This window comes from Shewanella morhuae, assembly GCF_900156405.1.
In the GTDB taxonomy this organism is placed as follows: domain Bacteria; phylum Pseudomonadota; class Gammaproteobacteria; order Enterobacterales; family Shewanellaceae; genus Shewanella; species Shewanella morhuae.
Genome location: NZ_FTNN01000013.1, coordinates 107,241 through 124,129, shown reverse-complemented (window position 1 = coordinate 124,129; position 16,889 = coordinate 107,241). Strand labels below are relative to the sequence as shown.

Genomic DNA, 16,889 nt, shown 5'->3' with positions numbered 1-16,889 from the left:
GTTTTATATGGCCTTAGACGAATAGTGACACTTAATGAAGTGGTCATAAAATGCTGCTGCATTTATGACATCAAGTACATCGTTGTATTTGTCGAACTCAAGCAAGAAATCAGCTTTCCGAATTATTATTAACGTGGTCTCAAAGAGACACGGTAATAAACAGAATTTGCTTGGTGACAATAGCCTTGTGGAACCACCTGATCCCATCCCGAACTCAGCAGTGAAACGCAAACGCGCCGATGGTAGTGTGGGGTCTCCCCATGTGAGAGTAGGTCATCGCCAAGCGCCTAATTATCTCGATGAGATGTAACGAAGCCAGCTGAATAAGCTGGCTTTTTTGCGTCTGTGATTTGTTAAAAACAATGTTTTTACGCTAATAGTTACGTTTTATCCTTCCTTGTTCCTTCACATTGATCATCATGCGTGTAGTCGCACTCTCATGCTTCGCTTACTTCGATTTATCTACAGTATGCTGAGATTTGAATCATGCTTGGCTATTGCTATTAGTTAAGCGGTTACTTACCTTATGGATAATTTGTTGCGCTAAACAAGGATCTAAAATGAAGTTAGAGATGATTTGTACTGGAGAAGAAGTGTTAGCGGGTCAAATCGTTGATACCAACGCCGCTTGGTTTGCCAGTACTATGATGGAGTATGGTGTCGAGCTACAGCGTCGTGTCACGGTTGGTGATCGTCTCGAGGATTTGATTGCGGTATTCCAAGAACGTAGCTTACATGCTGATGTTATTTTGGTTAATGGTGGTTTAGGGCCTACAAGTGACGATATGTCTGCTTTAGCTATGGCTAAGGCTAAAGGCGAGTCTTTGGTTGAGAACGCAGAGTGGCGTGAACGTTTAGAAAACTGGTTTACCCGTAATAACCGAGAAATGCCACTCAGTAATCTGAAGCAAGCTATGCTGCCAGCATCTGCTGTAATGGTTGATAATCCTGTGGGAACGGCTTGTGGTTTTAGGGTAAAGCTTAACCGCGCGTGGTTATTCTTTACGCCTGGCGTGCCTTTTGAGCTTAAACATATGGTGACTGAGCAGTTTGTGCCTTTTATCCGTGAAGAGTTTAATCTTGATTCCAAGGTCGCTTTAAAGAAATTCTTGACCATAGGGCAAGGCGAGTCGGCTTTGGCGGATAAGCTAGAGCCATTAGAGCTGCCAGAGGGTATTACGATTGGTTACCGCTCTTCTATGCCGCATATTGAAATTAAGATTTTTGCTCGTGGCGAGGAGGCTATTGCATTATTACCTCGTGTTGCTGGGCATATTAAGATGGTGCTTGGTACTGCCATCGTTGCTGAAGATAAGCCCACTCTTGCAGAAGAGATTCATTATAAGTTACTTACTTCTGGCTTAACGTTAAGCATTGCAGAATCGTGCACGGGTGGAATGGTGACGAGCCAATTAGTCGATTTTGCCGGTAGTTCATCTTACCTACAACACGGCTTAGTCACTTACAGTAACGAATCAAAGGTGCGGGTATTAGGCGTTAATCCATCGACGTTAGATGACCACGGTGCGGTTTCCATTGCGACAGTAGAGGAAATGGCTAAGGGGGCAAGGCAAATCCTAGATAGTGATTATGCACTGGCCACCAGTGGGATAGCTGGGCCAGATGGTGGCACAGATGAGAAACCCGTTGGAACAGTAGCGATAGCTTTAGCGACTCGTAACGGGATGTATAGTCAGATGATAAAATTGCCCAGACGTTCGCGAGATCTAGTGCGTAGCCTTAGTGCTGCAGTTGCTTACGACATGTTGAGGCGTGAGCTTCTTGGTGAAGCCGTTATTGTTGATTACCCATCGATAGGGCGATTTAGTAAGTAACTTTTTAAAGACTTACTGGTTTGCGTTAGTTTAAATGTATTAACAAAAAATGCTCCCGAGGGAGCATTTTTATTGAGACTCAATTACTTAGTTTAAACGCGACTTATTTAAATTTAAGCACTAATTTACCTGGAGCAACTTGAATGCTTTCAGCCATCTTGGCCATCAGTGCTTGATTACTATCTTTCGTATCAAGTACATAAACGGGTTGGTTTTCTAAGAATTGCCTTAGATAACCCATTACCTGTGGTGTCGCCGAACTCATCGCCTTTTCAATGTCTTTTGGCGTTGATTCCACTTTGACTAATTCGAGCTGACGCAGATAGATACTGTGCGTTGCACTGTCATACCAAGGTTTTGCCTCAAAAGTTGTGGTGAGTTTTGCACTTAAAGGAAATATCGGGTTATTGATCGATACTTTTGTTGAAGCACTTACGCTCATTGTGTCAGGCTTCTGACCCAGTTTGACGCTGATATCGTTAATACGCACATCAATGCCAACAAGTTGATTGCCTTGTTTTACCTCAAAATGGATCTCTTTGCTGAGATACTGCTCCATTTCGCGCATCGGTGATGCTGTACTGAGAGGCGCAGCCGCCAAGCAGTACAGTTAGTCCCAAGCAAATTGTGCGGGAAAGTTTTTTCATTAACCAGTGTTTCTCATACCCGCTGCCACACCGGCAATAGTTAGCATTAATGCTAATTGCACATGTTCAGATGCGGGTGTTTCAGTTGTTTCCTTACGTGTTCGTGCTAATAGCTCGGTTTGTAAGAAGTTTAAGGGATCGATATACGGATTTCGCAGCTTCACTGATTCGCGATTCCATGGTGTATGCGCCATTAAACTATCTGATTTTGTCAGTTCGAGCACGACTTTAATGCCAAGATCTAACCGTTGGCGCAAGGTTTCGCCTAGGTGATGCAATTCTGTCGGTACTAAACAGGTTTCATAGTAGCGGGCTAAGTTAGGTTCTGCTTTGGCGTAGACCATCTCTAGCATTGAAATTCGGGTACTAAAGAAGGGCCACTCTTGTTCCATCTCTTGCAGTAACCCCATTTCCCCGCGCTCACTGGCGCCTTGTAACGCTTCGCCAGCGCCGAGCCATGCAGGCAGCATTAGTCGGTTTTGTGACCAAGCAAATATCCATGGTATCGCGCGTAGGCTTTCAATGCCACCATCGACACGACGTTTGGCTGGACGGCTACCCAATGGTAGTTTTCCTAACTCAACTTCTGGTGTTGCCGCCCTAAAATAGGCCACAAAATCAGGTTCGTCGCGCACTATACCGCGGTAAGCACTCACCGATTCCTCAGCAAGGCGCTCCAAACAGTCACGCCATTGTTGCTTTGGCTCCGGTGGTGGTAGCAGTGTTGCCTCTAATACGGCAGAGGTATATAAGGCTAGACTTTGCACCGCAAGTTTTGGCAAGCCAAATTTAAAGCGGATCATTTCGCCCTGTTCTGTCACGCGAATACGACCATCAACGGATCCTGGAGGCTGCGACAAAATCGCTTTGTGTGCTGGACCACCGCCGCGACCAATACTGCCACCACGCCCATGGAACAAAGTAAGCTTAACGCCTGCTTGTTTACAGACGGCGACTAATTGCTCTTGAGCACGATACTGCGCCCAAGCTGCAGCCATAACGCCGGCGTCTTTAGCCGAGTCAGAGTAACCGATCATTACCTCTTGCATGCCTTTGGTATAGCCACGATACCAGTCTATATCGAGTAAATCGGTAATACATGCTGCTGCATTATTTAAATCGCTTAGGGTTTCAAATAACGGTACTACACGCATAGGATACGAGCAGCCTGTTTCTTTAAGTAACAGTAAAACCGTTAATACATCTGATGGTTTACCTGCCATTGAAATCACATAGGAACCGAGTGCCTTAGCAGGGTGTTTGGCGATTAAACGGCAGGTATTAAGTACTTCTGCCACGTCATCAGAAGGTTGCCAATTACTTGGTAGCAGTGGGCGACGATTACTGAGTTCACGTAATAGGAATGCTTGTTTTTCGGTTTCGTCCCAATGATTGAAATCACCCATACCGAGATAACGAGTTAACTCGGCGAGTACGTCGCTGTGTCGGCTGGCATCTTGGCGAATATCGAGCCTGAGCATGTGAATGCCAAAGCAGGCGAGACGACGGAGGATATCGAGCAATAAGCCATTGGCAATTAAGCGCATGCCACAGTCGGTCAAACTCTTGTAGAGCATTTCTAGTGGTACTTTAAGATCACCTTCTTGCCAGATCAGGCTCGATTTATCGACCTCAGGGTTATAGCCTTCAATACGTGCATTTAAATAATCTATGGTATCACGCAGTTTTTGGCGTAAATCGCGCAGTACGTAACGATAAGGTTCGCAGCAGTTGTTAGCGTAAGCCTTTAACTCATCATTAGCTTCTTCCATTGATAATTCGCCCACTAATAGGACGATATCTTTTAAGAATAATCTGGCGGCGGCGTGGCGGTTGCGGTCGAGCACCTCTTGAGTCACTTTTGCCGTGACAAACGGATTACCGTCGCGATCGCCGCCCATCCAACTTGAAAAACGTACCGGTGCGATATCAATCGGCAATTGTTGACCAGTACGTTGTTGTACTTGGTCGTTGAGTTGTCTTAAAAAGTCGGGCACCGCATGCCAGAGTGATTCTTCAATTGTAGATAATCCCCAGCGGGCTTCATCGACTGGTGTAGGACGTTCGCGGCGGATTTCATTGGTATGCCAGATCTGAGCAATCAATTGTCGTAAGCGCAAATTAACCTGCTGACGTTCTCTATCTAATAATTGGTCGTTCTCTTGCTCTGCGAGGCAATCGACTATAGCAGCATATTTTTGAATTAGAGTGCGGCGGGAAATCTCAGTAGGGTGTGCAGTCAGCACCAGATCAATATCCAGTGTTTTAAGGCAATCGAGTATTTTTGTCTGGTCAACACTGCCATTGAGCATGCGACCTAATAGCTGCTCTACGGGATCGGGCACACACACTAGCTCGTCACAGTCGCGACTAATGGTATGAAATTGCTCTGATAAGTTAGCCAAATTAAGAAACTGATTGAAGGCTTTTGCAAATGGAACGAGTTCTTCATCGGGTAACGCTGTGAGTAACTCAAGCATCTGCTCTCTTGCTGCTTGATCTCCCCGGCGTGAATCTTTGGCAAGCTTACGGATTTGTTCGACCTTCTCGAGAAAAGAATCTCCGAGGTGAGTGCGCATCGTATCACCGAGAATTTACCCCAACATACTCACGTTTGATCTTAATGACGCATACATATCGGTCACATTGTCAGCCTTAGTTACAACCATAGTTACTCCGAATAAAAAAACATTAAAATTCCGCATTATATTTAGCCCGTTAGCACAATACCTATCACTTAGGCCCGCGGTCAACAGGAGAACCTATAACTTATACGACTGGCTTATCTAATATTCAACCAATTGCCATAATTATTGAGAAATATTCAATATAAATGCGAGCTGGCGCAATATTTTCTGATAATTAGCGTAAGTGAATATGGAGTGCATTATTTGTAATTTTATTACATTCTTTCTTTTTGTTAATGGAATGGGTGTTACTTGAGGCGGGTTTGCTACAGATAACAGTGTTATTAACGAGTTAGGTTAATTAACGCACTAAGGTTAGGTAAGATTATTTGCGGTAAATCATAAAATAAATTAAAAATATATATTCACATATATTGCATAATTAGATATCCGTGGTAGTCTAGCCAACAGTAGAGATGAGTCATCTTCTGTGACCTGTAGAGTAAATATCATGATTCAGAGCAAATACCAGACAGTGAATAAAATAACGATCCATAACAATTTCCTGCGACGATAATCTTGTCATCATAGATATGCGCTGCTGCGTGTAGGCTACTTACCTATTGTTTAATATCCTTTGATTCGGTTAAAAACACATGAAAAATATTGCCATTATTGGTGCTAGTGGTTACACGGGCGCACAGCTCACCGCTTTAATCCATGCAGAACCTGCGCTAACGATTCAGGGTTTGTATGTTTCTGAAAACAGTCTTGATAAAGGTAAGCCTTTAGCGGATTTGTACCCTAGCTATAGCCATATCGCATTAACGCTGTCGCCATTGTCTGATGACGCTAAGGCAAAAATCGTTGCCGAAGCTGATGCTGTGGTATTAGCAACTGAACATTCAGTGAGCTTACATTTAGCAGCTTGGTTTTATAGCCAAGGGTTAGCGGTATTCGATTTAAGCGGAGCTTATCGTTTCAGCGATACGGCGCAATATCCAAAGTGGTATGGCTTTGAGCATGAATATCCAGAAGTGTTAGCCAAAGCGGTATACGGCCTAGCCGAATGGAACGCTAAAGACATTGCGGCGACTAAGATGATTGCCGTACCAGGATGTTATCCAACCGCATCACTCACGGCATTAAAACCGCTGGCAAGTTTACTGACCGCAGCGTATCCGGTGATCAATGCCGTGAGCGGGGTAACGGGCGCGGGCCGTAAGGCGCAGTTACACACCAGTTTTTGTGAAGTGAGCCTGACACCTTATGGCGTATTAGGCCACAGACATCAACCCGAGATTGCTACTCAACTTGGCCAAGAAGTGATATTTACCCCGCACCTTGGCAACTTTAAGCGTGGCATTTTAGCGACCATTACCGTGCAGCTAAAACCAGGTACAAGTACAGCCGATGTCGCAGCGGCTTATGGTGTGTATGACAATGCGCCATTGGTCACCGTGAAGCACAATCAGTTCCCGAAAGTGGACGATGTGGTATTGACACCTAACTGCCACTTAGGCTGGAAGTTTGATGAGAATAGCGGTTACTTAGTGGTCGCCAGTGCAATCGATAATTTGATGAAAGGTGCTGCCAGCCAAGCGCTGCAATGCATAAAGATTCATTTTAACCTTTAATTGTTCATCCTTATTTAAGAGAGTCGTCAAGATGTCTACAAACAACTCAGTATTAGTTCTTAAAGTTGGTGGCGCGCTGCTGCAGTGTGAAATGGGGATGGCGCGGTTAATGGATACGGCTGCGGCTATGTTAGCCAATGGTCAGCAAGTGTTGATGGTGCATGGCGGCGGCTGTTTAGTGGATGAACAGTTAGCGGCAAACGGCATGGAAACCGTCAAGTTAGAAGGTTTACGGGTGACTCCGCCTGAGCAAATGCCGATTATTGCCGGCGCACTTGCGGGCACCTCAAACAAAATTCTCCAAGGCGCAGCCACCAAGGCGGGTATTGTGAGCGTGGGCATGAGCCTCGCCGATGGCAATACTGTCTCGGCTAAGATTAAAGATGAGCGTTTAGGCCTTGTGGGTGAAGTGACGCCAAAAGATGGCGCTTATCTTAAGTTTATCCTCGCCCAAGGTTGGATGCCGATTTGTAGCTCCATTGCCATGATGGATGATGGCCAAATGCTTAACGTCAATGCTGATCAAGCGGCGACAGCATTAGCCAAATTAGTGGGCGGCAAGTTAGTGCTGCTGTCGGATGTGTCTGGTGTGCTTGATGGTAAAGGCCAGCTCATTCACAGTTTAAATGGCAAGCAGATAGCAGACCTTGTTAAACAAGGTGTGATCGAAAAGGGAATGAAGGTCAAAGTTGAAGCTGCGCTCGAAGTTGCACAGTGGATGGGGCAGGCGGTTCAAGTTGCCTCGTGGCGTGATGCAAGCCAATTAATCGCATTAGCAAAAGGTGAAGCCGTAGGAACACAAATCCAACCATAAATGGAGTAGGTTATGAAGCATTTACTATCGATAAAAGAGTTAACCCAGCAGCAGTTACTCGATCTGATTGCTTTGGCAAAGACGATTAAAGCCAATCCAGCTGAGTACCGCCACGCGCTGGCAGGCAAAAGTGTGGTGATGTTATTTGAAAAACCTTCACTGAGAACACGCGTTAGCTTTGATATCGGTATTAATAAGCTTGGTGGCCACTGTTTATATTTAGACCAGCAAAATGGTGAGTTAGGTCAACGGGAATCGGTAGCTGATTTTGCTGCTAACCTGTCTTGCTGGGCCGATGCAATTGTGGCCAGAACCTATTCGCACACTACCATCGAACAATTAGCCGAGTTTGGCACAGTGCCTGTGATTAATGCTTTGTCAGATCTTTATCATCCTTGCCAAGCGTTAGCCGATTTTTTAACACTTGCAGAGCAATTTGAGGATGTTAGCAAAGCCAAATTAGCTTATGTTGGTGATGGTAATAATGTTACCCATTCGCTGATGTATGGCGCTGCGATTCTCGGTGCTACCATGACAGTGATCTGCCCTGCGGGTCACTTTCCTGATGGCTACGTAGTAGCAGAAGTGCAAGAACTCGCTAAACGATATGGTGGCAAGATAGTGTTGACCTCAGATATTGAAGCAATTGAAGGCCATGATGCTATTTATACCGATACTTGGATTTCAATGGGTGACCCTACGCCGCTGGCGGATATCAAAGCTAAGTTTGCTCCTTTTCAAGTGAACAAAGCATTAATGGCGAAAGCGGGTGCTAACTTCTTTATGCATTGTTTGCCTGCTCACCGTGGTGTAGAGGTAACAGATGAAGTAATGGATGGTGCTGGTTCCTTAATTCTGCAGCAAGCTGAAAATCGGATGCATGCCCAAAATGCGGTACTGGTAAGCTTATTTAGTTAAATTAACCCTGTTTAGTAGCCTGATTTCTCTTTGATGAGAAACGAGTATAGGAATATAAGATGTCTATCGAAATTAAAAATACTGGCGTGAAAAAAGTGGTTTTAGCCTATTCAGGTGGCTTAGATACCTCGGCCATTATTCCTTGGTTAAAAGAAAACTACGATAACTGTGAAATTATCGCCTTCTGTGCCGACGTCGGTCAAGGCGAAGAAGAGCTGGTGGGCTTGACCGAAAAAGCCTTAGCATCTGGTGCATCTGAATGCCATATCGTCGATTTAAAAGAAGAGTTCGTTAAAGAATATATCTACCCAACAATTGCCAGTGGTGCGATTTACGAAGGTACTTATTTGCTCGGTACTTCAATGGCACGGCCAATTATTGCCAAAGCACAGGTTGAAGTTGCCCGTAAAGTGGGCGCCGATGCTTTGTGCCACGGTTGTACTGGTAAAGGAAACGATCAAGTGCGTTTCGAAGGTTGCTTTGCAGCATTAGCGCCTGATTTAAAAGTGATTGCACCATGGCGTGAATGGACGATGCAGAGCCGTGAAGATCTGCTGGCCTATTTAGCCGAGCGTGACATTAAAACGTCAGCATCAGCGACTAAAATCTATAGCCGTGATGCCAACGCTTTCCATATTTCCCATGAAGGTGGTGAGTTAGAAGATCCATGGAACGAGCCAAGCAAAGGCGTATGGACTCTGACAGCTGATCCTGAAGATGCACCGAACAAGCCTGAATATGTGTCGCTAGAAGTGGAACATGGCCGTATCACTAAAGTGAATGGTGAAGCACTAACGCCTTATGCTGCACTGATGACATTAAACGCGATTGCTGCTCCGCACGGTGTAGGTCGTATCGACATCACTGAAAACCGTTTAGTCGGCATGAAGTCTCGTGGCTGTTACGAAACACCGGGCGGCACTGTGATGTTCGCTGCACTGCGTGCGATTGAAGAACTTGTCCTCGACAAAACTAGCCGTAACTGGCGTGAGCAAGTTGCCGCACAAATGGCGCATTTAGTGTATGACGGCCGTTGGTTCACGCCATTGTGTAAGTCACTGCTGGCAGCATCTGAATCATTGGCTGAGTCAGTTAACGGTGAAGTGGTGGTTAAACTCTACAAAGGACAAGCAACGGCAGTAAAGAAACGTTCACCCAACAGCTTGTATTCTGAAGCGTTTGCCACCTTCGGTGAAGATCAAGTTTACGATCAAAAACATGCAGAAGGCTTTATACGCCTGTACTCATTAGCGAGCCGCATCCGCGCACTCAACGCTAATGACGTTAAGTCTAAATAATCGGTCGTTTAAAAGGGCGCCTAGCGCCCTTTTTTGTTTCTAGATTTTGATGCAGTTTTTAGACTTAGTTTTTGATGTAAATGAGTCGATTTCAAATCAGCAGTAGTAAGGGGAGTTAGCATGGCTTTATGGGGTGGAAGATTTCAGGGTGAAACGAGCGCACTATTCAAATTATTCAACGATTCGCTACCCGTGGATTATCGCCTGTTTGAACAGGATGTGGTCGGCTCTATCGCTTGGGCTGATGCGATTGCCAGTGTTGGTATTATTACGGCAACGGAATGCAGTGACTTAAAAACAGCGCTCAATGAATTGCTGGTGGAAGTGAATGGTGACCCAGCGATTATTCTCGCTTCGGGCGCTGAAGATATCCATAGTTTCGTTGAGTCTGCTTTGATTGCTAAAGTAGGCGATCTCGGTAAAAAACTGCACACCGGTCGTAGCCGTAACGATCAAGTAGCCACCGATTTAAAGCTTTGGTGTCAATCCGAAGGCGCAGCATTACTTGCGCGCCTTGAAAGCTTACATGCTGAATTATTAGCATTAGCTGAACGTGAGTTTGATGCTGTTATGCCAGGTTACACTCACTTGCAGCGCGCACAGCCAATAACATTTGGCCACTGGTGTTTAGCGTATGTGGAAATGATTGAGCGCGATATCAGCCGTTTAGCCGATGCGTTAACCCGCGCTAACACCTGTCCATTAGGTTCAGGCGCCCTTGCTGGCACAGCCTATAAAATGGATCGGCATGCACTGGCTGCAGCGCTAAACTTTGCCTCGCCGACGCTCAATAGTTTAGACAGTGTGTCAGACAGAGATCACGTGGTAGAACTGTGTTCAACGGCATCGATCAGCATGATGCATTTAAGCCGTATGGCTGAGGATTTGATTTTCTTTAACTCGGGTGAAGCGAACTTTATCTCTCTGAGTGATGAAGTGACTTCGGGTTCATCGCTGATGCCACAAAAGAAAAATCCAGATGCACTAGAGCTTATCCGCGGTAAAACCGGCCGAGTTTATGGCAGTTTAGTGGGCATTCTTACCACCATGAAAGCGCTGCCGTTGGCGTACAACAAAGATATGCAGGAAGATAAGGAAGGCCTGTTTGATGTGGTCGATAGCTGGGCAATTTGCCTTGATATGGCGGCGTTAGTGTTATCGGGTCTGAAAGTTAATCGTCCTAATGCGCTGTTAGCTGCGCAGCAAGGTTATGCCAATTCAACTGAGTTGGCTGATTATTTGGTGTCTAAGGGCATGCCTTTCCGTGAAGCCCACCATGTTGTGGGTGAAGTGGTGGTTGCCGCGATAGCGAAGCAAATTCCGCTGGAGGAATTCTCTTTGGCCGAGTTAAAAACCTTTGCCGCCATCATTGAAGATGACGTTTATCCTAACCTCACCATTGAAGCCTGTTTAGCGAAACGCGATGTGCTTGGTGGCACTGCACTACCGCAAATTCAGCAGGCTATTGCTGCCAAAAAAAGTGCGCTAAAATAAACCATTAAAAATAAAGTAAACTTAATAAAAAAACGCGACCAATGGTCGCGTTTTTTATGAGTTTTTATCAATGTTGTTTAAACCATCAAATTTAACCCAATAGTGATTTATTGAAATAAATCATCGGCAGGGGCATCAATGAACAGGCTGTTTTCATCCTGTGTTTCACTGGTGTATTCCTTGGGTTCTGTACCCGAGATAAAGTATTCAAACGCACTGGTATAGTCTGTTTTACGGGTTAACTTACCCGTAGCTAAATCAATACGAACTGAAACTATACCCTGTGGTGGAGCTAAGATAATTTCAGGCGTGCCTTTTAATACACTATTCATAAACTCGTTCCAACCAGGACCTGCTGTTTTAGCGCCCGCCTCTGCACCCGTTATTTGATCTGGTTCGCCGTTGGCATTCCATGCGGTGCGGCCAAGCTGACGACCGTGATCGTCAAAGCCTACCCAGAAGGTGCTAGTGATAATAGGGCTAAAACCACTGAACCAAGTATCGCGAGATTCGTTGGTTGTACCTGTTTTACCTGCAATATCATGGCGTTTAATCAGTTTTGCCGCACGCCAAGCTGTGCCTTGCCAACCTGTTCCGTGGCTCCAATCACCCCCGCCCCAGATTACGCTTTTCAATGCTTCGGTAATTAAAAAGGCCGTTTGTTCTGAAATAATCTGCGGTGCGTAGCGACCCGTTTGCTCAAAACACTGGGCAACAGGTTCGTTAGGTTGTGTACTTGTTTCGCCAAATGTCATTGGATTACTTGATACCAGCGTTTGGCTAACGTTTGAGCTAGGTTTGCAGGCTAAGGTTGGATTGGCTTTTTCAATCACATTTGCGTAGGCGTCTTCGACTCGGTCAATATAGAAAGGCTCTACTAAAAAACCACCATTGGCAAACACGTTAAATGCGGTAACTACTTGCAGTGGCGTGACAGAGGATGAACCTAAGGCGATGGATTCATTACGAGGTAAATCGTTCGGGTTAAAACCAAACTTAATTAATTGCGCAATAGTGGCATCGAGCCCAACATGGCGCATGGCTCGTACCGACATCACGTTAATAGACTGGGCTAAGCCCACTCGTAAGCGAGTTGGACCACCATATATATCTGGTGAGTTTTTGGGTCGCCATGCAGTGCCTTGGCTGATATCGGGTTGATTAATCGGGGCGTTGTTTATCAACGTTGCTAAGGTAAAGCCCTTTTCTAATGCGGCAGCATAGATAAACGGTTTAATGTTTGAACCCAATTGTCGTTTTGCTTGCGTAATGCGATTGTACTGGCTTTGGCTAAAGCTATATCCGCCGACTAACGAGCGAATCGCTCCATTTTGTGGATCAAGTGACACAGTTGCACTGGCAACTTCAGGCACTTGTGATAGCTGTAAATATTCACCGTTATCACGGATCCAAATGCGCTCACCCACTTTGAGTATGTCCGCAGCTGATTTAGGGGGGCTGCCTTGACGTTTATCATTAATAAATTTACGTGCCCACTTCAAGCCATTCCAAGCAATAATTTTGGTCTCGCCTTTGGCTGTAATTACGTTAACTTGTTGGTCAGCAATGCCAATTACTGCAGCTGGGTAGAGCTCTTGTACTGGAATAACCTTAGCCAGTTCAGTTTTTATTTCAACGAGATCCAGTTTTTTATCCGTCCACAATACTGCGGCAGGACCACGATAACCATGGCGCTCGTCATAGGCGTAAACGTTATTGCGTAACGCTTGCTGGGCTTTCAGTTGTATATCCGATGAAATGGTGGTGTAGACGTTATAGCCGTTTGTATAGGCTTCTTCTTCGCCATACTTTTGCACCATATAATCCCGTGCCATTTCAGAAATATACGGAGCATACAGATCTATTTCAGCGCCATGATATTTAGCGATTAAGGGTTCTTGTAGCGCCGCTTGGTATTCTGCTTGGCTAATGTAGCCTACTTCATTCATCCGCATTAGGACTACATTACGGCGAGCGACAGCACGAGAAGGTGAGGTCACAGGATTGAGTGTAGAAGGTGCTTTAGGTAAACCTGCGATCATACTCATTTCTGACAATGTAAGATCTTTAACATCTTTGCCAAAATAGACTTGGGCAGCAGCCCCCACACCATAGGCGCGTTGACCTAAGTAAATACGATTGACGTAGAGTTCTAAAATCTCATCTTTAGTAAGCAATTCTTCGATATGGTAAGAGATGAAAATCTCCTTCACTTTACGAATAATTGTTTTATCGCGAGTTAAAAAGAAGTTGCGCGCGACCTGCATGGTAATAGTACTGGCACCCTGCTTTTTTTCACCTGTTGTTAACATCACTAATGCGGCACGAAGTACACCAATAGGATCGATGCCACCATGCTCATAAAAGCGCGCATCTTCAGTGGCAATGAAGGCTTGTAGTAGCGGTTTTGGAACCTCATCCAATTTTAATGGGATACGACGTTTCTCGCCAAATTGAGAAATTAGTTTGCCGTCACTACTGTATATGCGGAGTGGCGTTTGTAACTGCACATTTTTAAGCGTTGAAACATCAGGAAGATCTGGCAAAACATAAAAGTAAGCTACCACAATGGCGCCTATTCCCAGAAAGGCTAGACTGAATATTGCTATGACAATACGTTTTAACCACTTCACCAAAATTGATCCTAATGTCCCGTTAAGTGCAACAGTATATAAGGCGCATACGTCTTGGTGAAGTAAAAAAGTTCGACTTATGAAATAGCATTTGTAAAATGACGAAACATTCTATACAAGTACGTATAACAAGTTGATTTTGTGCTAATCTCTATAACTGAAATATTAATAACAAGCGACAATAGATATGCTTTCTAATTTATGGAAGCGTCAGGCTCCGCAAATGGTAGGAATTGACATCGGTTCCCATGAAGTTAAAGCCATTTTGCTCAGTAAGACTGCTGATGGATATAAAATATTGAGTCATGCAGCGGTGCCGATTAAAAAAGGTGCCGTTAACGATCACGATATTCGTGATGCAGATTCTGTTGTTGAATGCCTTAGACACATAAAACGTACTTTACCTAAATCAGTTAAATATGCGGCAGTCTCTGTTTCAGGCTCTGCTGTGATGACCAAAGTGATTTATATGGACGCTTCTCTTAGTGAAGAAGAGATGGAAGCGCAGATAGAAATCGAAGCAGATAATCTTATTCCTTATTCACTTGATGAAGTCAGTATTGACTTTGAAACCCTAAGTGCAAATGGCACTGACCCTACCAAAGTCAATGTATTACTGAGTGCCTGCCGTACTGACAATATTGATGTCAGAGTCGATGCGCTCGATAGTGTAGAGCTTGAAGCTAAGGTTGTTGACGTCGAGGGTTATGCTTTGGGTCGTTCTGCTGAATTAATTTTGGCTCAGCTACCCGAAGGAGCAAAGTACAAAGCTGTTGTCATGGTTGATATTGGTGCGAATATGACCACATTTTCAGTGGTGGAATCGGGTGAAACAACCTTTATTCGGGAACAAGCCTTTGGTGGTGAGCAATTTACACAATCAATATCGTCTTTTTACGGTATGACCTACGAGCAAGCCGAAAAATCTAAAATAGAAGGTGATTTACCTCGAAATTATATGTTCGAAGTATTGTCACCTTTCCAAACTCAGTTATTACAACAAATAAAGCGTACTTTACAAATCTATTGCACCTCGAGTGGTAAAGATAAGGTCGACTACCTCGTATTATGTGGTGGAACCTCTAAGTTAGAAGGTATGGCTAATTTGCTGACTAATGAATTAGGTGTTCATACGATTATTGCCGATCCTTTTCAAGGATGTTTGCATGCTGAAGAATCGGTTAAAAGCGCTCTGCAACCTAGCATAAGTAAATATATGATTGCATGTGGCTTAGCATTAAGGAGTTACGGTCAATGGCGAACATAAACCTACTCCCTTGGCGCGAAGAAGCCAGAGAAAAACAAAAACGCGATTACATTGGTGTGTTAGCAGCAGTTTTTTTAGCGTCTGCAATACTGGTCTACGTTGCAGTCTCTTTGTTGGAGATGATGACGGAGGAGCAACAAGCGCGTAATGCTTATTTGCAATCGGAAATTAGTTTACTCGAAACGCAAATTGCCGAAATTCAAAAGATTAATGTGCGTAAAAAAGATATTGAACGGCGCACAGATATTATTCTGAATTTGCAGCAATCTCGTAATTTACCCACCCATGTATTAGATGAGCTGGTGCGCATCGTTCCCCCTGGAATATACCTTTCTAGCCTAGAGAAAAAAGGCAGTTTGTTGTTAATTGAAGGGCGTAGTGAATCGAACAATAACGTCGCTAATATGATGCGCAAGGTTAAAACTTCCGAATGGCTAACCGATCCTAATATGCAGTCAATTGTGACCAAGAATGAAGAGTTACGTCAGCTACAGCAATTTAGTTTAAGAATTACAATTAAAGGCTCGAATGTAGATGAGCCTGAAAAAGTGACCAAAGGAGCGAGTAAATGAAGCTCGATCTCAGTCAGTTTAATGATATCGATTTTGAAAATATCGGTGGTTGGCCTAAACAAGTTAAAACTTTTTTCGCAATTCTATTGATGCTGTGTGTTTTTATTGCGGGTTATTTTCTCGTTGTTTCTGATGCGATAGATGTTTATGTTGCTGAGCAAGATAAAGAGCTTCAACTTCGAGATGATTTCCACAGTAAATATCAGCTTGCTGCAAATTTAAAATTGTATCGAGAGCAATTAGCAACGATGGAAATCCAATTTGCAGAACTGCTAAAAATGTTACCTTCTGAGAATGAAATGCCAGGGCTGCTCGATGATTTGACTTTTGTCGCTACCGATGCCGGTCTTAGGATACAAAGTTTAGATTGGGAGCCTGAGATTCAGCGGGATTTTTACATTGAATTTCCCATTAAAATGTCGGTAACCGGGGATTATCATCAAATTGGTAATATGGTAAGTGGTGTCGCTAAACTGCCGCGCATTGTTAGTCTTCATGATTTCACCATTAAGCGAGATGAGGCCGGCAACTTAGCGATGGATATTCTTGCTAAAACCTATCGATTTAAAGAAGGTGCTGAACTTCCGCCCGAAAAACCTGTTAGTCAGGGGGCGAAATAATGAAATTTCTACTTAAATTTGTACCCGTATTAACCTTGAGTCTTTTTTTAATGGGATGTGTTGGCGATCGTAGTGATTTAGAGCTATTTGTTACTACAACCAAAGCAGAGCATGTGGCTCATATTAAACCTTTAAAAGAACCACCAAAATTTGAACACTTTGTTTATCAAGCCGAATTATTGCGTAGTCCATTTGTACCGCCTTCTCGTGAGTTAACCGAAGAAGTTGTTGATACCAGTAAGGATTGTTTGCAGCCAGATTTAAAACGTCGAAAAGGACGGTTAGAGACCTATCCATTAGATAATTTAAAAATGCGTGGCACTTTAAGCCAAGGCGATACAACGTGGGCGTTAATTGAAACCAATGACGGTAACGTTTATCGAATGGGAGCGGGTGAATATTTAGGTTTTTTCAATGGACGGATCTCTAAGGTTACTTCACTAAATGTTGAAGTAGTAGAACTAATTCCAGATGGTTCAGGTTGTTGGTCTGAAAGGACAAGCAATTTAGAACTTTCTGGAGAATAA

General features: G+C 44.2%; 12 protein-coding genes, 1 rRNA gene and 1 pseudogene. 11 read left to right on the top strand and 3 right to left on the bottom strand.

The annotated features are described in order from the left end of the window. The first annotated feature begins 169 nt into the window (after nucleotides 1-169). Nucleotides 170-285, top strand: a 5S ribosomal RNA gene (gene rrf, locus BW947_RS14810). 275 nt (nucleotides 286-560) lie between these two features. Then, on the top strand, nucleotides 561-1,835 hold the full coding sequence (locus BW947_RS14805) for a CinA family nicotinamide mononucleotide deamidase-related protein (RefSeq protein ID WP_076500846.1): 1,275 nt from the start codon (nucleotides 561-563) through the stop codon (nucleotides 1,833-1,835). A gap of 103 nt (nucleotides 1,836-1,938) precedes the next feature. Here the strand turns inward: BW947_RS14805 and BW947_RS14800 are convergent. After that, nucleotides 1,939-2,482, bottom strand: a pseudogene (locus BW947_RS14800) (YceB family lipoprotein). Beyond that, the gene (gene ppc, locus BW947_RS14795; protein WP_244153260.1) at nucleotides 2,482-5,076 is read right to left on the bottom strand and encodes a phosphoenolpyruvate carboxylase; all 2,595 of its coding nucleotides are present in this window, start codon (nucleotides 5,074-5,076) and stop codon (nucleotides 2,482-2,484) included. The pseudogene BW947_RS14800 and the gene ppc overlap by 1 nt, the downstream one beginning before the upstream one ends. A 689-nt stretch (nucleotides 5,077-5,765) precedes the next feature. Here ppc and argC point away from each other — a divergent pair. The 5 genes from argC to argH all read left to right on the top strand — a co-directional run bounded on the left by argC (nucleotide 5,766) and on the right by argH (nucleotide 11,270). After that, on the top strand, nucleotides 5,766-6,746 hold the full coding sequence (argC, locus tag BW947_RS14790; RefSeq protein WP_076500844.1) for an N-acetyl-gamma-glutamyl-phosphate reductase: 981 nt from the start codon (nucleotides 5,766-5,768) through the stop codon (nucleotides 6,744-6,746). A gap of 31 nt (nucleotides 6,747-6,777) precedes the next feature. Beyond that, nucleotides 6,778-7,560: an acetylglutamate kinase gene (argB, locus tag BW947_RS14785; protein ID WP_011848138.1), complete on the top strand. Its 783-nt coding sequence runs from the start codon at nucleotides 6,778-6,780 to the stop codon at nucleotides 7,558-7,560. A 12-nt stretch (nucleotides 7,561-7,572) separates the two neighbouring features. Next, nucleotides 7,573-8,478, top strand: coding sequence for an ornithine carbamoyltransferase (locus tag BW947_RS14780; RefSeq protein ID WP_076500842.1), 906 nt, complete (start codon nucleotides 7,573-7,575; stop codon nucleotides 8,476-8,478). 59 nt (nucleotides 8,479-8,537) lie between these two features. Then, nucleotides 8,538-9,776 (top strand): argininosuccinate synthase, encoded by a 1,239-nt coding sequence (locus BW947_RS14775; RefSeq protein WP_006083550.1) that lies wholly within the window; start codon nucleotides 8,538-8,540, stop codon nucleotides 9,774-9,776. 120 nt (nucleotides 9,777-9,896) lie between these two features. Continuing rightward, entirely contained in the window at nucleotides 9,897-11,270 is a 1,374-nt protein-coding gene (gene argH, locus BW947_RS14770) for an argininosuccinate lyase (protein ID WP_076500840.1), read from the top strand. A gap of 107 nt (nucleotides 11,271-11,377) precedes the next feature. Here the strand turns inward: argH and BW947_RS14765 are convergent, their stop codons facing one another. Further along, nucleotides 11,378-13,903, bottom strand: coding sequence for a penicillin-binding protein 1A (locus BW947_RS14765; RefSeq protein WP_076500838.1), 2,526 nt, complete (start codon nucleotides 13,901-13,903; stop codon nucleotides 11,378-11,380). A gap of 187 nt (nucleotides 13,904-14,090) precedes the next feature. On the opposite strand from BW947_RS14765, the gene BW947_RS14760 reads away from it, so the two are divergent. Genes BW947_RS14760 through BW947_RS14745 form a run of 4 tightly spaced genes read left to right on the top strand, consistent with a single transcriptional unit; the run spans nucleotide 14,091 to nucleotide 16,889 of the window. Beyond that, complete coding sequence (locus BW947_RS14760) at nucleotides 14,091-15,170, top strand: pilus assembly protein PilM (protein ID WP_076500836.1); 1,080 nt, start codon at nucleotides 14,091-14,093, stop codon at nucleotides 15,168-15,170. Continuing rightward, a complete protein-coding gene (locus BW947_RS14755) occupies nucleotides 15,158-15,742 on the top strand; it encodes a PilN domain-containing protein (RefSeq protein WP_076500834.1) in 585 nt (194 codons plus the stop codon). Before BW947_RS14760 ends, BW947_RS14755 begins: the two co-directional genes overlap by 13 nt. Then, entirely contained in the window at nucleotides 15,739-16,362 is a 624-nt protein-coding gene (locus BW947_RS14750; protein ID WP_076500833.1) for a type IV pilus inner membrane component PilO, read from the top strand. The genes BW947_RS14755 and BW947_RS14750 overlap by 4 nt, the downstream gene beginning before the upstream one ends. Next, nucleotides 16,362-16,889, top strand: a complete 528-nt coding sequence (locus BW947_RS14745; protein WP_076500832.1) for a pilus assembly protein PilP — start codon at nucleotides 16,362-16,364, stop codon at nucleotides 16,887-16,889. The genes BW947_RS14750 and BW947_RS14745 overlap by 1 nt, the downstream gene beginning before the upstream one ends.